Source organism: Rhizobium leguminosarum (genome assembly GCF_019798305.1).
GTDB lineage: Bacteria > Pseudomonadota > Alphaproteobacteria > Rhizobiales > Rhizobiaceae > Rhizobium > Rhizobium leguminosarum_U.
The window spans coordinates 109,332-129,875 of the sequence record NZ_JAAXDD010000018.1 but is presented as its reverse complement, the minus strand read 5'-3'; the positions used below and the strand labels follow the sequence as shown (position 1 = coordinate 129,875).

Below are 20,544 nucleotides of genomic sequence, written 5' to 3'. Positions count from 1 at the left end.
GGGGTTTTCTGTTAGGGTTAATGTTACGTGCATTGGAGAATCACTGGTGTTTGAGGCAGCAATCGTCCTGCTTTACGGCCTGGTGGCCGTGGCCGCCATGGCGGTTACGTTGTTGGAAGGCTGGGCCAACCATGACGGCTTGACGTTCCATCGTCTCGCCGGCCTCTTCGCCTGCCTGCTCTGGCCGCTGACGCTTGTGGTCTTTATTCTGCATGGTTGCATCACCCGGCTGCTGACGCGCCTTTCCCGACCGATGGCCTGACCGGAAGATCACCTGCTTCGTCAGTCCGGCCGAAATCGCTTGAGACACTCCCCCGTTTCGCCTAAGTCAGAAGACAGGCCGGTTTTCATTCGCTTTTCGTCCGTTGCCCTTACAGCGCCGCGCGTCTTGTCAGATGAGCGAAACATGCTGTAGCACTTTGAATTGCTGCATGATTTTTATCTTTGAATCGATTCCGATCCGAAGAAATATCTTGGTAGAGGAGGAGACATGGCCGATGTCACGGCTCTGACATTTCTGGCCCTGTGTCTGCCGCTCGTCGGCGCTCTTGCCGCTCCCTTCGTCATCCGCATTTTCGGCGCAAACGGTGCCTGGCTCCTGGCGATCGCTCCCTTGCTCGCCTTCCTGCATTTTCTGCGTTTCGTTCCCAAGATCGCGCGCGGCGAGGTCGTCACCGGCGGGTATTCCTGGGTGCCGAGCTTTCATCTCTCCTTTTCCTGGTTCCTCGACGGCCTATCGCTGGCTTTCGCGCTGTTGATCACCGGCATCGGCACCCTGATCGTGCTTTATGCCGGCGGCTATCTCAAGGGACACAAGGATCAGGGGCGCTTCTTCTCCTTGATCTTCCTCTTCATGGGCGCGATGCTCGGCGTCGTTGCTTCCGACAGTTTCCTGATGCTCTTCATCTTCTGGGAGCTGACGTCGATCACGTCCTTCCTGCTGATCGGCTTCGATCACGAGCGTGCGGCGGCTCGCCGAGCTGCCCTGCAGGCGCTTGTTGTGACCGGCGGGGGAGGGCTCTGCCTGTTGGCCGGTCTGCTGATCCTCTGGAATATCTCAGGCGTCACTGAGATGTCGCAGCTCATCGGAACGGGCGATGTCGTGCGCGAAAGCCCGTTCTATCTCGCAGCCCTCCTTCTGGTCTTAGGCGGCGCCTTCACCAAGTCGGCGCAATTTCCCTTTCATTTCTGGCTGCCGAACGCCATGGAGGCGCCGACGCCGGTTTCGGCCTATCTGCATTCGGCCACCATGGTGAAAGCAGGCGTCTATCTGCTGATGCGGCTCAATCCCGTCATGGGGGCAACGCCTGCCTGGGAAATCCTTCTGCCCTTTTTCGGCGGGCTGACGCTGGTGGTCGGCACCGCACTCGCCATCCGCCAGACCGACCTGAAGCTCAAGCTTGCCTATACCACCGTCTCCTCGCTCGGCCTGCTCGTCCTGCTGATCGGCTTCGGCTCGGACCATGCGGTCGAGGCGGCGGCGCTTTATCTGGTGGCGCATTCCCTCTTCAAGGGCGCGCTCTTCATGGTCGCCGGCATCATCGATCACGAGACCGGCACGCGCGATATCACCAGGCTCAGTGGCCTGATGCGGGCGATGCCGCTCACCTGGATGATCGCGCTTGCGGCGGCCGTTTCGATGGCCGGCCTGCCGCCCTTCTTCGGTTTCCTCGCCAAGGAGGAGATCTACACGGCACTCGTCGGTGCCGATGTCCGCGCGATCACATTTACCGCGATAACCGTCTTCGGCAATGCGCTGATGTTCGCCGTCGCCTTCGCCGTGGCGCTGAAACCCTTCCTCGGACGGCCGGTGGAGACGCCGAAACCTCCGCACGAAGCACCTGTCCTGCTTTGGCTCGGCCCGGCCGTTCTCGCCGTCCTCGGCCTGCTCGCGGCGATCTTCTCGACCTTCACCCATACCGTGCTGTCCTCCCCGATCGCAGCCGCCATCCGCCAGACATCCGTCGACATCGACATTTCGCTGACACCGCATATCGGCCTGCCCTTGGCGCTCTCCGCCCTGACCATACTGCTCGGTATCGGCGTTTACTGGCAGCTCGCGCGCGCTCGTTTCCTGATGGCCGTCTTCTTGCGCGCGGCAGGCCGTGGGCCGGACCATGGCTTTGATGTCGCTATATCGGGCCTTGTCCGCTTCTCGGGCCGCCTCATGCGTGTCCTCCAGCCGGGGCGGCTGGAGATCTATGTCACCTGCAGCTTCCTTTGCGTTGCGGCCATCCTCATCATCCCGCTCGTCGTCTATGGCGAACTGCCGCGCCTTCCGGTCTGGCCGGCCGATGTCAGGCTCTATGAATGGGCGGTCTTCCTGATCGCCGCCTTCGGCCTTGCCGCCGTGCTCGTCGCCCGCGACCGGCTGACGGCGATCGTCTCGCTCGGCATCCAGGGCTTCGCCGTCGCCATCATCTTCCTGCTGTTCGGCGCGCCGGATCTGTCGTTTACCCAGTTCATGGTCGAAACGCTCTCGGTGGTCATCCTCGCGCTGGTCATGACCAGGCTCCGCCTTTCTCCCGCCGATCGGCGGCCGCTCGGCCGCAAGCTCTTCGACGGTGCGCTGGCGCTTGTCTGCGGCCTTGGCTTCATGCTTTTGCTGATGCGAGCGACCGAGGCGCCGTTCAACGATGCGCTAACGACTTTCTTCAACGCCTATTCCAAATCGATCGCCCACGGCGCCAACGTCGTCAACGTCATCATCGTCGATTTCCGCGGCACCGACACGCTCGGCGAAATTGCCGTTGTCGCGGTCACCGGCCTTGCCATCCTGGCGTTGATCCGCATCCGCGCTGGCAGCGAGCGCAAGCTTGCCGCAAATGATCCCGCGGCGGAGGGCTGATCGCATGAACACCCTCATCTTCCGCACCGTCGCCCCGTTTCTCACCGCGCTGATGCTGCTTTTTTCCGTCTTCGTGCTGCTGCGCGGCCATAACGAGCCGGGCGGCGGCTTCATCGGCGGGCTGATTGCTGCCTCCGGGCTGGCGATTTACGGCATCGCCCGCGGTGTTGGCGCCGTTCGCCGCGCGCTGTACTTCCATCCGCTGTCGGTTGCCGGCTTCGGCCTGCTGCTGTCGACCATGGCGGGTCTTCTTTCCATCCTCTTTGCCGTTCCCTTCATGACCGGCCTCTGGATTTACCCGAAGCTTTTCGGCGCCGAGGTGCCGCTGTCGAGTGTCATGCTCTTCGATGTCGGCGTCTATCTTGTCGTGCTCGGCGCCATCACCTCGATTGCATTGGCATTGGAAGAAAAGGAGGTGGAATGATGGAGCCGCTTCTGGCGATCCTCGTCGGCCTGTTCTTCGCCGCCGCCATCTATCTGATGTTGTCGAAATTCTCGATCCGCATCATGCTCGGCATCGCCGTCCTCGGCAATGCCGTCAACCTGCTGCTCTTTACCGGCGGCCGGTTGACCCGCGAGGTGCCGCCGATCATCCCTGTGGGGCTCGACAGCTTGCCCGCAGACACGGCCAACCCGTTGCCGCAGGCCCTCATCCTGACGGCGATCGTCATCTCCTTCTCCTTCCTTGCCTTCCTGCTGGTGCTGACCTACCGCGCCTATCAGGACCTCGGCACCGACAACACCAGCGATATGCGCGCCGCCGAGCCCGACGACCGGCCGCTGCCGCCATTGGGGTATTGAGGATGTTGGTGCGGATGCACACCCCACGGCAAACCCTCTCGTGCGATAGCGGAGGCGCCATCTGATGGCCGCCCCCACCTCCACCGCCGATCTCTCCGCCGCCCTCATCACCACCCCGGTGCCGATCGGGCATTGGCTCGCCATCCTGCCGGTCGCCCATTGCATTACGCTGGGTGCCGTCCTGCTGATGCTGCGCGCCTATCCCCGCCTGCAGGCTTGGCTTGCCATCCCAGGCCTTGCCGCGCTGGCGCTGATCGATGCGGCACTGCTCGCCAAGGTCGCCGCCGAAGGGCCGCTCACCATGGTGATGGGCCGCTGGCTGCCGCCCTTCGGCATCGCCTTCACTGTCGATCTCTTCGGTGCGCTGATGGCCTTCACCGCAGCCCTTGCCGCGCTCGCCGGCGGCATCTATGCGCTGGCCGATATTGGTGAAAGCGGCCGGCGATACGGTTTCTTCCCGCTGCTGATGCTGCTGATGGCCGGCGTCACCGGCGCCTTTCTTACCGGCGATGTCTTCAATCTCTATGTCTGGTTCGAGGTGCTGCTGATCTCCTCCTTCGGGCTGATCATCCTTGGCTCCGAGCGCCAACAGATCGACGGCGCGCTGAAATATGCGGTGCTCAATCTCATCGCCACGACGTTGTTCCTGATTGGCGTCGGCATCCTCTACGCCGCCTTCGGCACCCTCAACATGGCCGATATCGCGGCAAAAGCTGCGGAATTGCGTGGCACGGCGCCGCTGATGACGCTGGCAAGCCTCTTCCTGCTCGCCTTCGGCATGAAGGCGGCGGCCTTTCCGGTCAATTTCTGGTTGCCGGCCGCCTACCATACCCCGCGCATCACCGTCTCGGCGCTATTTGCCGGCCTGCTGACCAAGGTCGGCATCTACGCGCTGATCCGGGTGATGGTCATGCTGCTGCCGATGGAGCGCCAGGAATTGAGCCTGGTGATCGCGCTCGCCGCCGCCGCGACCATTGTCGTCGGCGCCCTCGGCGCACTTGCCGAAAACGATATCCGCAGGTTGTTCGGCTATGTCGTCATATCGGGCATCGGCAACATGCTTGCGGGCGTCGCCCTCGGCGGCCTTGGCGGCATCAGCGGCGCGGTCTTCTATGCGCTCCATTCCATGGTGCTGATGACGGCGCTTTATCTTGCCGCCGGCGAGATCGCCCGCCGCGGCGGCGGCTTTTCGCTGTTGGCCCTCGGCGGGCTCTACAGGCAAAGCGGTGGCTTCACCGCGCTCTCCCTCGTGCTCTTCCTTGCCGCTTGTGGCCTGCCGCCCTTTTCCGGCTTCTGGCCGAAGGTCATTCTCGTCAAGGCCTCGCTCGATCTCGGCGCCTGGTGGCTGGCGGCTTCGATCCTGGTTGGCGGTTTTCTGACGACGATTGCCTTCGGCCGTCTCTTCCTGCTCGCCTATTGGCGCCCGGCGGCGATAGCACTGACACCGTCCGGACCGAGGTGGCGCACCGGTCTGCCGCTCGCCGCGCTGACAGCGCTGGTCGTCGGCTTCGGCATCCTGCCGGAACAGTTGCTGGCGCTGTCGCAATCGGCAGCTGCCGGCCTTGCCGATCCCCAGGCCTATCTTCACTCGGTCTTCCCGGAAGGAGGTGCGCCGTGATCTTCGTCCTCTTCAACCTGCTGCTTGCCATCGCCTGGGTCACCGTGACGGGTAGCGCCTCGCTGCATAATCTCGTCCTCGGCTTGCTGCTCGGGACCCTGGCGCTGGTCATCATCCGCGAATCTTTCGGCGGCAAGGGATATATTATCCCCCGCTTCCGCCCGGTGCTCTCGCTCGCCGCTCTGTTCCTGAAGGAATTGTCGCTGTCGGCGTGGAAGGTCACTGTCACCGTCCTCTCGCCCGATATGAAGCTGAAGCCCGGCATCTTTGCCTTCCCGCTGACGGTGACGAGCGATTTCGAGATCACTTTGCTCGCAAACCTCATCACGCTGACCCCCGGGACGCTTTCGGTCGACGTTTCCACAGATCGCCGCACGCTCTATGTCCACGCGCTCGATTGTTCCGATCCTGAGGCAACCAAGCGTGATATCGCCAACGGTTTCGAACGTAAGATCATGGAGGCCTTCCGGTGATCACGCCTGCCGCCATTATCGCGGTCGCATCCTCGACCGCACTCGTGATCCTCGGCCTGGCGCTGATCCTCACCGTCTGGCGCGTCGTTGCCGGCCCGACATTGCCGGATCGTATTCTCGCCCTCGATATGCTGACCGGCATCGCCATCGGTTTTATTGCGGTCATCGCGGTCAAGACCAGCTTTTCGCTCTATATCGATATCGCCATCTCGCTCGGCCTTGTCGGTTTCCTGGCGACTGTCGCCTTCGCCCGCTTTGTGCTGTCGCGCGGCAACATCAAATCGAAGCCGTCTGCATCTGCGGCAAATGGCAACACGCAAAAGCGGTCAGGGGGCAAGAAGCGATGATCGATTATATCGTGGCTGCCATCACCGCCCTGCTGCTGATCGTCGGTGCGCTCTTTGCTCTTGTAGCGGCAATCGGCCTTGTCAGGCTGCCCGATCTCTACACGCGCATGCACTCGGCCTCGAAGGCGGGGACAGTCGGCTCCGGCCTATTGCTCCTCGCCGCCGGCCTCTATTCGCAAGATCTGGCGATTCTCGCCCGCGCCATCGCCGGCTTTGTCTTTTTCCTGCTGACGGCGCCGGTGTCTGCCCATCTGCTTGCCAGAGCTGCCCACCGTTCAGGATATGATCTCGGTGAGTTCTCGGTCCGTGACGATATCAGGGATCGCTGAGCCTTTGCTGTTCGGCGACATTACCAGATTTATGCAAAACTTATGCACAGGAAGCTGTGAGTAAAGCTTGCCGGAAAGCCCTTCAATTCTTCATCTGTCACATTTTCTCAAGAAAAACGACAAATAATAATTGGCCTTTTGGTCAAACGATGGTATTTGAAAATGCAAGTAGAGTTCTGATCGTGAATTGCAATCGTACTGCTTCCAAGTCCCTCAGTTTTGATTTTTAATGTCTAAACTGAGGCCATCGCCTGGAGCATGACGTAGTGGTTTCCAATCAGGCAGTATAAGGACAGGTCTCGCTCTTCGGAATCTAGGGGTGGATTTCGCGTTTTTCGAAACAGAAGATCGCTTCCGGTGCTTTTGCTGTTCGCTTCTACGAGGCGGGTCTTTGGCGTGTCGGTCAAAGACCGTTTGTGCATGCTAACAGGAGAAAAAATATGACGGATATAGCGACCGGCAATGCGCCGGAGCTGCTTGTGGAACTGACAGCCGACATCGTCGCGGCCTATGTCAGCAACCATGTTGTACCGGTCAGCGACCTGGCCAATCTGATTTCCGACGTGCATTCGGCACTGAGCAACACGTCCGTACCGCAGCCTGCTGCGGCGATCGTCGAAAAGCAGAAGCCTGCAGTTTCTGTCCGCAAGTCCGTACAGGACGAGCAGATCACGTGTTTGGAATGCGGCGGCAACTTCAAGTCCCTCAAGCGTCACCTGATGACGCATCACAGCCTCTCGCCGGAAGAATACCGCGAGAAGTGGGACCTGCCGACCGATTACCCGATGGTAGCGCCCGCTTATGCCGAAGCGCGTTCGCGCCTGGCAAAGGAGATGGGCCTCGGGCAACGCCGCAAGCGCGGCCGCGGCTGAGCTTTTTCGAAAGCATCGACGACAAAAAGCCGGGTCTTGTGCCCGGCTTTTTTGTGGGCCTTTTCAAGGCGAGGAAAATAATCTCGATGGAGCCATTGCAGGAAAGTGCGAAATGGTTTTCCCCGGCAAAGCGCGAAGCGGTTCTGCGCTTCTATCAAAAGCTGAATCGCGCTGGTAGTCCAACCCTTCGCAGATGATTCGGACGGGCGCCAAGATAGTCTGAGCGACCCTGTCTTATGCTTTGCCGACAGGCTTAGAATGTATTCCTATACTATCAGCAAGTGTTAATGTATTCGATGTGCCAAGGCAGGGCTGTCCGAATCGATCGGCTGTGGCCCTAGAGCCTTTCCGGGTTAGATTGCAGCATTCTGCCAGCGATTTTAAAGTCTTGCAGATTTGGCAGGCAAATCTGCGGGGGTTGGCTGAAACGGGCCGGCTGCTCGACCGGCCGGCTTGGCCGTAGAACTGGGCTACGACGCGCGGGCCGGTCGACCATCCGACTCCGTTTGAGCCAACAGAATGCTTCAATCTAACCCGGAAAGGCTCTAAAGGCCGATCAGCCATCATCGCGGTCAAGCCGCGGCGCGGACTCTTGCCTCTTCGCGAATCCTGTTCACCATCGAGCGCAGTCCGTTCGAGCGCTGCGATGACAGGTTCTCCACCAGGCCGATCTTCGAGAATATCTCGAAGGCATCGAGCCCGGCGATGTCGGATGCGGTCTTGCCGGAATAGGTGGCAAGCACGATGGCCACGAGGCCGCGCACGATATGGGCGTCGGAATCACCCTCGAAGCTCATGACCGGATTGTCGGGATCGCCTGCCGTATGGGTCACCAGCCACACCTGGCTGGCGCAACCCATCACCTTGTTCTCCGAGGTGCGCTTTTCCTCGGCCAAGTCGGGCAGCGCCTTGCCGAGTTCGATTACATAACGGTAGCGGTCTTCCCAATCGTCCAGGAAGGCGAAGTCGTCGATGATCTGGTCGAGGGATGCCATGGTTGCCTTTCACTATTAAAGCAGTTCCAGCGAAAGTGCGCAGCGGCTTTGCGTCCGGAATGCGTCAGGAAATGCTCTCAGACTGCATATAGGTGTAAGACCGGCAGATTTGAACCGTTAAAGCAATTCCAGGCAAAGCACGAAGCGGTTTTGCCGGGAATTGCGTAAATTAATATAGAAAAAACGCCGTGAGGGATGGGCTCCTCACGGCGCAGCAACATGCTGAATTAAACAGGGCAGGCACGTCAGGCATGGGGTATCTCCGCGTCATGCGGACCGCCGATGCAAGCTATAAAACCGAAAGCCGTTGCGGACGAATGCCCGCGAAAATTTTGTCAGGTCGCCGGCTTCGGCGTCGGCAACGGGATCGCGCCAGTTACCACCGTCTCAGGAGAGGCATCATCCTCGACCGGCGGACGGTAAGGCATCGGCTGGTTGAGTGCAGCCTTTGCCTCGCGCACCTTTTCCTGGATAGCAGGTGCTGTCAGCGAAGGCATGGTGAGCGCCACTGGCATCTGCGGTTCGGCAAGCTTTGCGTTCGCCGGCGCCTCGTCCTTGAACTGGCTGTCGAGAAGTTCGTAGGCGACGCGGGCGCCCTCGCGGGCCCGGTAGCCGAGCGCGGTGAAGGTTTCGGCGCCCTTGGCGCAAACCTCGGGCTTTTCCGAGCACATGCCTGTGAGATAGTCATAGGCGCCGCTTGCCGCCGTGAACGCGTCGGAAAGCTGCAGTTGTGGGCCGTTGGCCAACTTGTCGGAACTCTCCGTGCTGAAGACGGAAAGAAGCACGAGCACGAGGCCAAACCAGAAGGATCCTTTGATCAGAAACCACATTGTCGTCGCCCATCCTGTTTTCCCCGTCCGGTTCTTGTCGCCGAATCAGGCCGGTTGTCCGGTGTGTTTTCACCCTACCGCCAAGTTGCGAATGCCGCTTTTCGAAACTCACGCGCATTTGCGGCAAATTTAGTTCAAATTTTAGCGAACGGTATTTGAGCCGCATTTTAGTCGAATGCGAGCGATCGCCGTTAAGCATCAGGGCAACACCTGCTTGCAATTGCAGGGCTTTTGCTAGCTCGCCTTGCCACAAGAGTTAACGCAATGCTGAAATATGAGGAAAATCCGTCGCTTACCTGCTATTAACCACAAAAGGCAAAGAGCCTTCCAGATGCTTCAAAACGGGAATTTCGGCCGTTTCAGCCTGTGAACAGCGCTTTTGCCTTATCCTTTCTTTAAGTCGCCAAGGCCTATTGTCCGGATCGATCGACAGCCTTTCGGGCGGGTATTGCGTGCGTGTATTGAGTAACATTGGCGGCTGGATGACGGCCCTCGTAGACCGGGCAGCGACAAGTTGGCTCTCCCGGACGGGCGGCGGCGAAGCCGTACGCCAACGCGAGCTCGCGATCCTGCGCCGCCTCGTGCTGTTCTCGTCGGCTGCTCTCGTTGCTGCTCCTATCGGTCTTTCGGCAGTCACCAGTCCGGCCGTCGCGCTGCCGGCGGGTGTCGCCATGGTCTGCGCCGCCTTTCTCTTTTCCGCCGTCGGCAGCATCGCGCTCGACCGTCAGGGTTCGTCTGCCGGTATCGCCACGCAGTCGGCCGAGGATTTCTTCCTTGCAGCCACCCCCGGCCTCGTCTTCTTCCTGGACCCGCACGGCAGTGTGGCGACGGTCGGCGGCCGCGACCGGCGCGATTTCCTTGCCTGGATGCGCGATCCCAAGGGCAGGGGTTTCCTCGAGCAGGTGCATGTCTCTGACCGCATCCTTTTCCTGCAGGCGCTTGATGACCTGCGCCGGGGCGAGGATGCTCAGAGCGTCGATCTGCGCCTCGACCGGCCCTCGGTCTCGCGCGATCAACGCCAGTTCGCCTTTCTCAGAATGGACATGACAGCCCGGCGTGATGCCGATGGCGAACTTGCCGCCATCATTGCCCAGCTGCGCGATGTCTCCGTCGAGCAGCAGTTGCGTGACGAAGCCCAGAACCGCGCGGCCGATGCCGAATCCGCAAACGACGCCAAGTCGCGCTTCCTCGCCGCCGTCAGCCATGAGCTGCGCACGCCACTGAACGCCATTCTCGGTTTTTCCGATATCCTGATCGGTGAATATTTCGGCAAGTTCGAAAACGACCGGCAGCGCGAATATGTCGGCCTGGTCCGCGAATCCGGCGCGCATCTGCTCTCCGTCGTCAACACCATGCTCGACATGAGCAAGATCGAAGCGGGCCGCTACGAGCTGATCCTCGAAGCCTTCGATATATCAAGCTCCGTCAAATCCTGCGAATCGATGCTGGCATTGCAGGCCAAGACCAAGGGCCTCACGCTGACGAGCCGTATCCAGCGCGATCTCGGCGAGATCGTCGCCGATCAGCGCGCTATCCAGCAGATCCTCATCAATCTCGTCGGCAATGCCATAAAATTCACCGAGGCCGGCGGCGTCGTCTCGGTCGATGCGGCAGCGCGCGACGGCATCCTCAAGCTGACGGTCAGCGATACCGGCATCGGCATCCCGGCCGACAAGCTGGCATTGCTCGGCCAGCCCTTCGTCCAGATCCAGAACGACTATACCCGCCGGTTCGAAGGCTCCGGCCTCGGCCTCTCCCTGGTCAAGGGGCTGGTAGCGCTGCATGGCGGGTATTTCGCCATCGCCAGCCAGCCGGGCGAAGGCACGATCATTACCATCGAGATCGCAGTGGACGGCTCGGGTGCCCAGCACGCCGAAGATGCCGGCCATGGCGCGACTGTCGAGTTTCCGCCGCGGCTGAAGGGCGCGGTCAATAGTGGTGCAGAATTGGAAGAGGGGCGTTTCGATGGCCGCGCGCAAGCGAAAATCGCCTAAGGGAAAGAGGGGACGGCAGCAGCCGGGCCTTCTGATATCAGGCGCCGCCGCCCTCGGCGGGCTCGGCCTGCAGGGCGCATCCGTGCTCGGCGGCGTCATCGGCCGCAATCCGTCGGTCGCCGGCGGCACGATCACTTTCGTCGTCATCTTCTCCTTCGTCGCCGCCAATGCGCTCTGGTATCAGCCGGGCCTGCATCCGCATCCGATTTTCCGCACCCGTGATCCGCAGTCTCCAACCGTGCTCGGTGCCCGCCGCCCGGCCGAGGAGCAGCAGGGCGAGGTCACCACATTCCGGATCGAACGGCCACAGGATGCCGCCACCACCAATGCGACGCCGGCGCCTGCCGCGCCTGGCCAGCAGCCGAGCCAACTGGTCATGGACATCCAGCAGCAGCTGGTGCGCCGCGGCCTCTATAACGGCGTACCCGACGGCATCATCGGCCCGCGCACCAGCGCCGCCATCCTCTTCTTCGAAGAGACCGTCGGCATGACCCAGACCGGCGATCCCACGCCGGAGGTGCTGGCAGCGCTGAAGATTGATGCCGCGGGTCCTTCGACCGTGCCCGCCGAAAAGCCGCCCGAGGATGTAAGCTCGAAGGCCGCGGCGGAAGACCCGGTGGCGGCGGCGATCCGTAGCGCTGAAAAGACGGTCAAAACGGCTTCGTCAGCCGCAAAGCAGGTTCCATCAAGCGAAATCACCAATGTCGACCTGGTGTTGAAGATCCAGAAGGGTCTTTCCAACATGGCCTATGCCAATGTCGGCGTCGACGGTGTCGCCGGCGAGCAGACCCGCGCGGCTATCCGCCATTTTCAAAAGCACTACAACCTGCCTGAGGACGGTGAGCCGAACCAGGCGGTGCTGAAGAAACTCAAGGAAATCGGGGCGATATAGAGCAAGTCCAGCAAAAGTGCGCAGCGGTTTTGCGTCCGGAATTGCGCAAACAAAAAGGTAGAGCATTTCCGCGACTTGGAGAACACGGAATGCTTTAACCATCAGGATGCCGCCTTCACCAGCCTGTAATGTGTCGTCATCGCCTGGCCCTCGACATCCACCGCCTCTTCGATCGGCCCGGCCTCGCGGGACATCGCCACGCGATAGCGCTTCGGCGCCATACCCGTCATCCGCTTGAAGGCGTTGCTGAAGGCGCTTTCGGATGTGTAGCCGAGCGAAAGCGCCAGCGCCGAAACCGGCATGCTGCCCTCCCGCAGCTCGCGTTCGGCAAGGCGCATGCGCCAGCCGGTGAGGTAGGTGAGCGGCGCAACCCCCGCCACTATCTTGAACCGCAGCGCAAAGCTCGTGCGCGACATGCCGGCCGCCTTTGCCAGTTCGCCCAGCTGCCAGGACCGGCTGGGATCGCCATGCATCAGCCGCAGCGCCGGCGCAATGCGATCGTCGCCGAAGGCGCGGAGCCACCCGACCGTCAATGGCGCCGAGCTCATGATGTGCGCCCTCAGCACCTGGACGAACATCAACTGCGCAAGCTGGGTCGAGGCGAGCAGGGCACCCGGCCGCTTTGCCGCCATCTCCCGCACCAGCTGGTCGAGCAGCCAGCGCAGCACGCCGGCTTCGGCAAGGGCGGCGCGCACATGAATGATCGGCGGCAACACGTCGGACAGCAGCTCCATGCCCTGCGGCCCGAGCGCGATATGGCCGCCGAGATAATGGAAATCCTCGCCAATGCCGTGGCGCGCCGTGCCGTCAACCTTCTCCTTGAAGGCGCCGACCGCGTCAGTGGGCGCAACGGCAAGGTCGCTCGCCAGGATGAAGGAGTGCCGGCCGTTCAGAAGCGCAACGTCGCCTGCCTCCAGTAGTATCGGTTCGCTGCCATTGTCGAGGCAAAGCCAGCAGCGCCCTTTGGCGACCGCGCTGATCTTGATCCGCTTTGGCCGGGGGAAGCGCAGCGCCCATGCGCCGCCGGCGATCAGCCCACCGGACACAAGGCAGCGCGCATCAAGCAGATTGAGCATTTCGGAGAGCGGATCGCTGGTCATTTTTGAACGATGAAGCAGGAAATCGGGATTTGCAAGCATTCAGAATCCCATTTCACGGGCGTAGATAAGGCCATCACGCACAACGGAGGCATGTCATGTCCACTCCACAGGCTCCCATCAGTTCCAGTTTCGGTGCGGCCTCGACCGCCGAGGAGGTCATTGCCGGGCACGATCTCTCAGGTAAGGTCGCGATCGTCACCGGCGGTTATTCCGGTCTTGGTCTCGAGACGGCTCGTGTGCTCGCCGAAGCCGGCGCCAGGCTTGTCGTCCCCGCCCGCAATCTCGAAAAAGCCAAGGCTGCCGTGGAAAGCATTCCCGGCCTTGCGCTGGAAAAGCTCGACCTGATGGACCCCGGCTCGATCGACGACTTCGCCGACCGCTTCCTCGAAAGCGGCGAGCCCCTGCATCTTCTCATCAACAATGCTGCCGTCATGGCAAATCCGCTGACGCGTGATGCCCGCGGTTACGAATCGCAGTTCTCCACCAATCATCTCGGCCATTTCCAGCTCACTGCCCGCCTTTGGCCGGCGCTGGTGAAGGCCGAGGGTGCGCGCGTCGTCGCCGTCTCCTCGCGCGGCCACGTCTTCTCCGGCGTCGATTTCGACGATCCGAATTTCGAGAACCGCGAATACGCGCCCTATCTCGCCTACGGCCAGTCGAAGACGGCAAATGCTCTCTTTGCGGTGTCACTGGATGCTTTGGGTGCGAAGCACGGCGTCAGGGCCTTCTCGCTGCATCCCGGCGGTATCGTCACCACCAATCTGGTCCGCCATCAGTCGACCGACTTCCTCAAGGCGAGCGGCTATGTCGACGAGGATGGCAAGCCGGTCATCGATCCGGAAAACAACAAGAAGACGATAGAGCAAGGGGCTTCGACCACCGTCTGGTGCGCCGTCAGCAAGAAGCTCGAGGGTCTCGGCGGCGTCTATTGCGAGAACTGCAATATCGCTACCGCCGTCCCCGGCGATTCGTCCGAAATGCTCGGTGTCCGTCCTTGGGCAACCGATCCGGAACTTGCCGAACGCCTCTGGCAGCTGAGCGAGCGGCTGACGGGCTTCATCGCCAGCTGATGGAGCGCCACACGGCCGGCCCTCCGCCCCGATCACCGTCCGGGGACGGCATTGGGGAGGGTTGCGGCAATGCAGGGTCAAGGTCTGACCCCTGGGATCCGACCTTGACCCTGCATTGCCGCAACCGGCGCGCCGGTCTATACCGCGCCGATGAGATTACGCGCCGACATCTTCGTTTCAGCCCTCCTGCGCCGCGTCTTCGCCAGCGGCGATTTCGCCGCCGTCGAGAAGAAGGGTGCGGAGGAGGCCGGTGCGATCTTCATCCGTCAGCACTTCCGGGACGGCCTGGAAACGCTCTATGCGCCGGCGCCGCAGACCGCTTTCGACGAGGGCCAGGCCGGCGACCGCCTGTTCGAGATCCGGCTGTTGCGCAGCGAACCGGAAGCGGTGCGCGCGATGCTGGAGCGCGAACGCAAATTCGATCCCGATCTCTGGATCGTCGAGCTGGAGGCGGATGAACTGGGGGATATGATCCCACTTGCGAAGTGCGGCTGAGAGCCAAGGCGCTCGTCAGTTCAGCGCCATTTCAAACCGCTGATATGTGGCAAGGTCAGCCCGCGGCTCAGCGGGACCGCCGCCCCATGACGCGCATGTCGCGCTGCGGCGGCGCTTGGCGGATGAAGCGGTGATTGGGCGTTTCCTGAGGTGCGGGCACATTGGACACGTCGTGCCTATAGGTGTAGCGATCGGCACGCCGCCAGGCTTCGACGCGTTCGTGGCATTCTTCCGGATCGAGCGCATCGAGCACCATCCAGCCCCGAGTGACGTTGTGCTGCTGTTCGGCAAGGTGCGGATAGAGCCTTTCGAGCACGAAGACGGCATCGAGAAAGCCCATGCCGAGGCTCGTCAGTGTCGTGGCAAGCTGCTGGCCGGAAAGATCGAGCATGATGCGCTCGGCCAGCCAGCGGCTGGCGGAAAGCGCATCGGCAAGTGCTGTTGCGAAATGCGTCGCTTCGCGTGAGCGCGCGAAGCGCACCAGCAGCGCCTCTTGAATGTCGCTGAGCGTGCGCAGACCGAGCCTGTCTTCGTCGGCACGGCCGAGATGACCGGCAAGCCCGAGGATGCGTTCGCGCAACGCCTCTTCATTGGCAACCCGCTGTTCCTCCATCGCATCGGCCTCGTTGGTCTCGGCCGGCGCCGGCGAAAGCGGGACCGCCGGCGATTCCATGATCGGCGCCGATGCGCCCGCGGGCCGCGGCTGGCTCTGGCGCAGCGCCACCAGCGCATCGATCACCTTCGGCGAGAGTGAATCGCGGCTGACGATCGTCTTGACATGCGCTGCACCCTGCATGCGCGCGATGGTGATCAGCGTATCGTCGGCGATTGCCTTGGAGGCGGCAAGAAAAGGGGCCGCGATCTCGATCGGCTGGTTGCCGATGAACAGCGCCACCGCAGCTGGCATGTTCTTGCATTGAGAAAGGGCGGCGACCGCCTGCCGCTTGGCTTCGTCGGAGGAGGCTTGGAACAGCGGCATGAAAAGTTCGGCGAATTGGCGCAGTTCGGACCGTGTCGGATGAGACAGGTTCTCGAAACTGCTGACAGTCGCCATCAATACCACGTCCTTTTTCCTGACGGCCAACGGGCCTTCTAGGTCTCGAAACCGGTCACGCACAAATACACCCCGAAAACGCAGAACAACGGGACCAAGGGCCGATATGCGCTGGCGGAACGCATGTCAGGCCATACGGTTATGAACAAATCCTACACCGGTAGGGTTAATGCATGCTGAAGATTTTATTAAAATGCAACAGAAATATACACGCAATGCGTGTCGTGATATGATTAGCCGGCAACATAAAATGCGTGGTTTGGAAGGGGGCTGCGACGATTGCTCATCGCCGCTGTGATCGCGGAAAAGTTCAGGCGATTCTATGATCGCGCAGCGCGTGCAGCAGCTTTTCGCGGCTGTCATAACCGGGCTGATAAAGGTCGAGCGCCGCGGATGCCGCGAACTGCGCCTCGACGCTTTTGATGTCGATGCGCCGTTCCGAGCACCAGGCATCAAGCGCACTGCGCAGCACGTCGAGATCGTCAGGGGAGAAGGATGAATTGACCAGCAAAGACATCGCTTATCCTCCGCATTCCGGCAAGAGCGTGGAAAATCCCCGATCGATCGGTGCCTGGAAACTGTGATCGACTGAGCGAAACATACGCGCATCTGAACGCCTCGCAATTAAATATTTTCATGACGCATTTTTGCAACACCGCCCTTTTCGAGGTGGAGAGATTGCCGCACCAATGCCAACTATATGAATTATTTCTAATTTTAGCGCCGATGCCAATCCGGGCCCTTGCGCAGGCGGCGTGAAACCAAATCGACTCTTCGAGCGTTAAAAGGAAGGCGAGTCGAACTGTGTTTGGCATCGCCGAACATTAGTAAACTGTTAACTGTCATGTGTCTCAATTCGGATAGGAACGACGCGATTTGAGTAGTTGGATCGTCGAAACTCCACATCACGGTATTTCAATCAGGTGCCGTGGGAAAGGCGCGAATGCCCTCGGTCCGGTCATTCCGGCACCGCAGGACGCGCCGGCCCGCACATTGGCGGGCAGGGTGAAATCCATCGCAAGTTCATCCGTCTCGGGCAGTGCATGGAGACGAGAATGGCAATAGTAGTCGCATTGGCGGATCGGCAGCCGCGGGCGCCGCGTCGCCCGGACAAAGAGCCCCGCGAAGCCAAGATCCTTTGGTTCACCGGCGTCCGCTACGAGCGGTTGGCCGAGAGCCCTAGACATGGTCCGGCGCCCGCTCCGCGCGTCAACAAGAAGTAACCGCTCTTCAACCTCAGCGAGCGGCGAATTGCTCGCAGCCGGCTTCCGTCAGGAAGTTGCGCGCAGCCTCATCGAAGCTCGCCTGCGGCGCCAGCGTCCGCAGCACGGCATAACCGTCCGGCCGTTCCATTTCCACCAGGATCGCCTGCTGCAGCTCCTGCGGCAGATTTTTGCGCAGGTCGGTCAGCTGGATCGGACTGCCGGCCAGCACATCGAGCGCACCGCCGACCGATGTCCTGTCGTTCATGCTGAAGACCTCGTTGGAGGCGTTGTCGTAGATCGCGATCGACCAAAAGGGCACATTGCCCTTGGCGGTGAAATGCACCGGTGCATCCTCGACATCGAAGGAGCAGACGGCGGTGCGCAGGAAGGGGTCGCCATTGGCAAGGCCGGCCTCGTCATACTGGTTGCCGAGCAGGTAGAAATTGTTGAGATCGCCCTCCGCCTCCACGCGCGTCGCCGCATCCCTGCCGGTGAAATGCGGCAGCGACAGGATGATGACGAGATGCAGCAGGGCTGCGCCGAAAAGGCCGGTCAGGACGGCGAAGAATATCCTAAGCATTGCCGCATCCGGTCTTGGTGAGTTTCGGCATGGCGAGATCGATCACGCCGGAACTACCGGCGGTCGGGGTGTCGAACAGCGTCAGCACCAGCCGGAAGGTGCCGGCCTGTGGCAAGGCCAGCCAATTGCCCGGCTGCGCAACGGCGGAGATCTCGATCGAGAAGCTGCTGTCTTGCTGGCGCAGCACCGTCCAGGAATTGAGCGCAGAGGGATGCCCGGTCGTCACCGCCGCTGGATTGCCGCCATTGTCGGCGGTAAAGAGCGTCCAGAGCCGGGCAGGCGGCGTCTGTCCGCTGATGCGGTAGCGGCAGCCGGCATTCAGCCGCGCGCCGTCGTCGTCGACGCTCGCCGTAAAGGTCAGGCCCTCGGCGCTGCCGTAGAGCAGCTTGCCGGCGCGCGCCCGGTGCGACTTGGCATAAGGATCGGCCTCGACCGTCTGCAACGCCGGAAAGGCCTCCCAGGCGCCGAGCTTGATCGCCCCAAAGCCCTGTGTCGCATCCAGCGCATAAAGCGAAATCATGATCCCGCCGCCAAAGGCGACGATCAGCGTAATCGCGATAAAAAGGGGGAATCGAAACACGTCATGACCTTGGAAACCATATCCGATGAAAGGGTTACCACTGATTCTGGCAGGGTGGAATGCCAAGCCGTGCCATAGAGGCCGATTGATCCACGGTCATGCCGTATGCGGCAGCGGCATTCATGCCGATGCATCGATGCGGGTGGATGCTGATTCCGGGATCGGCGTGACTACTCCGCGCTCGCCACCTTCGCCGGCGCGAGCGGGGCGGCCTCCTTCAGCTTTTCGCCGAGCGTCTTGAGGATGTCAGTCGACTGAACCGAGAGCATGCGCGGCCGGATAAGCTGCGGCAATCCGTCCTGCGGCTTGGCGGCAGAGGTCTTGGCGAGGTCCTTTTCCGAGGGCAGGGGGGTTTCTACGCCGGGGATGGCGCGCAGCGTCACACCCTGATGGGCGTAGTCCATGGCACGCTTGAAGGTCATCGCCGGCAGCGAGCCGCCGGTCATGTTGTTGGTCGAGGTGTAGTCGTCATTGCCGAACCAGACGGCGCAGGTGTAATTGCCGGTGAAGCCGACGAACCAGGCGTCGCGATAGGCTTGGGTCGTGCCGGTCTTGCCGGCCGTCAGGATGCCGTTGTCGAGTGCGGCCTTGCGCGCCGTGCCGACATAGGGAACGCGCGACAACATCTGGTTCATATAGGCGTCGGCCTGCTCGGACAGCACACGTTTCGGCGCCGGCTCGTCACGGTCGAAATCGTAAAGCACGTCGCCGTCATAATCGAGGATCTGGGTGATGCCGTGGCGGCGCGACTGGTAGCCGCCGGCCGGGAAGGTGGCATAGGCCGTCGCCTGGTCGAGAACCGTTACCTCGGACGTGCCGATCGGGATGGTGACGTCGTCGCGGATCGGCGTTTCGACACCGAGGTTTTTCGCCATCGCTCGGATCGGCTGAATACCGAGTTTTTCCTTGGCGAGCCGCACCGGCACGGTGTTGATCGACTGGGCGATCGCGGTCTCAAGCGTGATGCGGCCGGCATAGTGATTGGCATAATTATGCGGGCTCCAATTGCCCCAGGAGATCGGCGCGTCGACGATGGTCGTCTTCGGCGTCATCCCGCTCTCCATCGCCACCGAATAGGTGTACACCTTGAAGGAGGACCCCGGCTGCCGCAGTGCTCTGGTGGCGCGGTTGAACTGGCTCTCGCCGTAATCTCGGCCGCCGACCATGGCGCGCACGGCGCCGCCGTTTTCGATCATCACCATCGCGCCCTGCTTGGCGTGATAGGCTTCACCATATTCGCGCAGCGACGTCTCGACCGAATCCTCGGCCGCCTGCTGGATGCCCATGTCGATCGTCGTGCGCACGATCAGCGAATGCTGGTGGAAACGCGGTGAAAGCCGCTGCACCTCGTCGAAGGCCCAGTCGAGGAAGAAATCGGGTGATTCCACCTCGTTGCGATCGACGACGGTGGCAGGGTTGCGCCTGGCGGCGATCACCTGACCCTCGGTCATCAGCCCGCTTTGGACGAGATTGGTCAGCACCTCGTTGGCGCGTGCACGCGCCGCCGGCAAGTTGACATGCGGCGCATATTTGGCCGGCGCCTTGAACAGGCCGGCGAGCATGGCGGATTCGGCAAGGTTCACGTCGGTGATGTTCTTGCCGAAATAGAACTGCGCCGCTGCGGCTGCGCCAAAAGTGCCGCCGCCCATATAGGCGCGGTCGAGATAGGTGGAGAGGATTTCCTTCTTGGAAAGGTTCGCCTCGAGCCACAATGCCAGGAACGCCTCGGTGACCTTGCGGTCGATCGAGCGTTCATTGGACAGGAACAGGTTCTTGGCGAGTTGCTGGGTCAGCGTCGAGCCGCCCTGCACGACTTCGCCGGCGCGCGCATTCTCGCTCATGGCGCGGAAGAGGCCGATGAAATCGATGCCGAAATGGTCGAAGAAGCGCCGGTCCTCGGTGGCGATCACCGATTTGATCAGCGAATCCGGCAGCTCGTCAATCGGCACGGAATTCTGGTGGATCACGCCGCGATGGCCGATAACGTTGCCGTAGCGGTCAGTGAAGGTGACGGCGAAATCGCCGCGGTTGCGCCAGTCCTCCTTGGTCGCCTCGAAGGCGGGCTGGGCAAGCAGCAGAATCAGCACGGAGCCGGCCGCCCCGAGCGTCAGCCCTTCGCCGGCAAGTTCGAAGACCATGCGCTTCCAGCCGCGCACGCGGAAGCGGCGGAAGAAGATGGTGATGTCTTCCCAGATCTCGGCGGCGCGGAAGCCGGCGTTCCAGACGGTCGAATCGATCCAGGAATCGATACGCAGCAGAATGTGACGGCTCTTCGCCGGCCGCTTGTCCGCCGCCTCGTTCGCCGCTTTTCCGGGCCTGTTTTCTGGCCCGTTTTCTGGCCCATTTCCTGGCCCATTTCCTGGGTTGTCCGGATCCTGCACGTCCTGTATTCCCGCCTGATCGCGCTTCGGTCATGTCCGACGAAAGCACGAGGCCCGCATATGGGCGCAAAGCTCTCCGA

Annotated in this window: 22 protein-coding genes; 14 read left to right on the top strand and 8 right to left on the bottom strand. The window is 61.6% G+C overall.

Annotated elements, in window-relative coordinates; all coding sequences use genetic code 11:
• Positions 1-46: 46 nt before the first annotated feature.
• From HFO99_RS28250 to HFO99_RS28210, 9 genes are all read left to right on the top strand, one after another.
• A complete protein-coding gene (locus HFO99_RS28250) occupies positions 47-262 on the top strand; it encodes a hypothetical protein (RefSeq protein WP_222364964.1) in 216 nt (71 codons plus the stop codon).
• A 228-nt stretch (positions 263-490) separates the two neighbouring features.
• The gene (locus tag HFO99_RS28245; protein WP_222364963.1) at positions 491-2,848 is read left to right on the top strand and encodes a putative monovalent cation/H+ antiporter subunit A; all 2,358 of its coding nucleotides are present in this window, start codon (positions 491-493) and stop codon (positions 2,846-2,848) included.
• Between the two features lie 4 nt (positions 2,849-2,852).
• Entirely contained in the window at positions 2,853-3,272 is a 420-nt protein-coding gene (locus HFO99_RS28240) for a Na(+)/H(+) antiporter subunit B (protein WP_222252664.1), read from the top strand.
• The gene (locus tag HFO99_RS28235) at positions 3,269-3,649 is read left to right on the top strand and encodes a Na+/H+ antiporter subunit C (RefSeq protein WP_222364962.1); all 381 of its coding nucleotides are present in this window, start codon (positions 3,269-3,271) and stop codon (positions 3,647-3,649) included. Before HFO99_RS28240 ends, HFO99_RS28235 begins: the two co-directional genes overlap by 4 nt.
• Before the next feature lie 64 nt (positions 3,650-3,713).
• Positions 3,714-5,267: a Na+/H+ antiporter subunit D gene (locus HFO99_RS28230; protein WP_222364961.1), complete on the top strand. Its 1,554-nt coding sequence runs from the start codon at positions 3,714-3,716 to the stop codon at positions 5,265-5,267.
• Positions 5,264-5,740: a Na+/H+ antiporter subunit E gene (locus HFO99_RS28225; protein ID WP_064245560.1), complete on the top strand. Its 477-nt coding sequence runs from the start codon at positions 5,264-5,266 to the stop codon at positions 5,738-5,740. Before HFO99_RS28230 ends, HFO99_RS28225 begins: the two co-directional genes overlap by 4 nt.
• On the top strand, positions 5,737-6,087 hold the full coding sequence (locus HFO99_RS28220; RefSeq protein WP_164579085.1) for a cation:proton antiporter: 351 nt from the start codon (positions 5,737-5,739) through the stop codon (positions 6,085-6,087). Before HFO99_RS28225 ends, HFO99_RS28220 begins: the two co-directional genes overlap by 4 nt.
• Positions 6,084-6,416: a monovalent cation/H(+) antiporter subunit G gene (mnhG, locus tag HFO99_RS28215; protein WP_222298620.1), complete on the top strand. Its 333-nt coding sequence runs from the start codon at positions 6,084-6,086 to the stop codon at positions 6,414-6,416. The genes HFO99_RS28220 and mnhG overlap by 4 nt, the downstream gene beginning before the upstream one ends.
• A gap of 440 nt (positions 6,417-6,856) precedes the next feature.
• On the top strand, positions 6,857-7,288 hold the full coding sequence (locus tag HFO99_RS28210; RefSeq protein WP_003557810.1) for a MucR family transcriptional regulator: 432 nt from the start codon (positions 6,857-6,859) through the stop codon (positions 7,286-7,288).
• Between the two features lie 572 nt (positions 7,289-7,860).
• Here the strand turns inward: HFO99_RS28210 and HFO99_RS28205 are convergent.
• Together HFO99_RS28205 and HFO99_RS28200 are read right to left on the bottom strand one after the other, a co-directional pair.
• Positions 7,861-8,283 (bottom strand): SufE family protein, encoded by a 423-nt coding sequence (locus HFO99_RS28205; RefSeq protein ID WP_064245563.1) that lies wholly within the window; start codon positions 8,281-8,283, stop codon positions 7,861-7,863.
• A gap of 335 nt (positions 8,284-8,618) precedes the next feature.
• On the bottom strand, positions 8,619-9,113 hold the full coding sequence (locus HFO99_RS28200) for a DUF5330 domain-containing protein (RefSeq protein WP_222364960.1): 495 nt from the start codon (positions 9,111-9,113) through the stop codon (positions 8,619-8,621).
• 413 nt (positions 9,114-9,526) lie between these two features.
• Between HFO99_RS28200 and HFO99_RS28195 the strand changes: the two genes are divergently transcribed.
• Together HFO99_RS28195 and HFO99_RS28190 are read left to right on the top strand one after the other, a co-directional pair.
• Entirely contained in the window at positions 9,527-11,107 is a 1,581-nt protein-coding gene (locus HFO99_RS28195; protein ID WP_261323352.1) for a sensor histidine kinase, read from the top strand.
• Positions 11,079-11,999, top strand: coding sequence for a peptidoglycan-binding protein (locus HFO99_RS28190; RefSeq protein ID WP_222364958.1), 921 nt, complete (start codon positions 11,079-11,081; stop codon positions 11,997-11,999). The genes HFO99_RS28195 and HFO99_RS28190 overlap by 29 nt, the downstream gene beginning before the upstream one ends.
• 101 nt (positions 12,000-12,100) lie before the next feature.
• Here the strand turns inward: HFO99_RS28190 and HFO99_RS28185 are convergent, their stop codons facing one another.
• Positions 12,101-13,138 carry an AraC family transcriptional regulator gene (locus HFO99_RS28185; RefSeq protein WP_222364956.1) on the bottom strand — a complete coding sequence of 346 codons (1,038 nt, stop codon included), beginning with the start codon at positions 13,136-13,138 and terminating at the stop codon, positions 12,101-12,103.
• Positions 13,139-13,194: 56 nt separating this feature from the next.
• On the opposite strand from HFO99_RS28185, the gene HFO99_RS28180 reads away from it, so the two are divergent.
• Entirely contained in the window at positions 13,195-14,169 is a 975-nt protein-coding gene (locus HFO99_RS28180; RefSeq protein WP_222364954.1) for an oxidoreductase, read from the top strand.
• A 150-nt stretch (positions 14,170-14,319) separates the two neighbouring features.
• Positions 14,320-14,664, top strand: coding sequence for a DUF1491 family protein (locus tag HFO99_RS28175; RefSeq protein ID WP_222364952.1), 345 nt, complete (start codon positions 14,320-14,322; stop codon positions 14,662-14,664).
• Positions 14,665-14,731: 67 nt separating this feature from the next.
• On the opposite strand, the gene HFO99_RS28170 is transcribed toward HFO99_RS28175, so the two are convergent.
• Entirely contained in the window at positions 14,732-15,781 is a 1,050-nt protein-coding gene (locus HFO99_RS28170; protein WP_222364950.1) for a hypothetical protein, read from the bottom strand.
• A 247-nt stretch (positions 15,782-16,028) separates the two neighbouring features.
• Positions 16,029-16,235, bottom strand: coding sequence for a hypothetical protein (locus HFO99_RS28165; protein ID WP_222364948.1), 207 nt, complete (start codon positions 16,233-16,235; stop codon positions 16,029-16,031).
• Positions 16,236-16,773: 538 nt separating this feature from the next.
• Between HFO99_RS28165 and HFO99_RS28160 the strand changes: the two genes are divergently transcribed.
• A complete protein-coding gene (locus HFO99_RS28160; RefSeq protein WP_003578079.1) occupies positions 16,774-16,941 on the top strand; it encodes a hypothetical protein in 168 nt (55 codons plus the stop codon).
• A gap of 13 nt (positions 16,942-16,954) precedes the next feature.
• Here the strand turns inward: HFO99_RS28160 and HFO99_RS28155 are convergent, their stop codons facing one another.
• From HFO99_RS28155 to HFO99_RS28145, 3 genes are all read right to left on the bottom strand, one after another.
• Positions 16,955-17,503 carry a DUF1254 domain-containing protein gene (locus HFO99_RS28155; protein WP_222364946.1) on the bottom strand — a complete coding sequence of 183 codons (549 nt, stop codon included), beginning with the start codon at positions 17,501-17,503 and terminating at the stop codon, positions 16,955-16,957.
• A complete protein-coding gene (locus HFO99_RS28150) occupies positions 17,496-18,083 on the bottom strand; it encodes a DUF1214 domain-containing protein (protein WP_018241271.1) in 588 nt (195 codons plus the stop codon). Before HFO99_RS28150 ends, HFO99_RS28155 begins: the two co-directional genes overlap by 8 nt.
• 170 nt (positions 18,084-18,253) lie before the next feature.
• The gene (locus HFO99_RS28145; RefSeq protein ID WP_222364944.1) at positions 18,254-20,464 is read right to left on the bottom strand and encodes a transglycosylase domain-containing protein; all 2,211 of its coding nucleotides are present in this window, start codon (positions 20,462-20,464) and stop codon (positions 18,254-18,256) included.
• Positions 20,465-20,544: the final 80 nt, after the last annotated feature.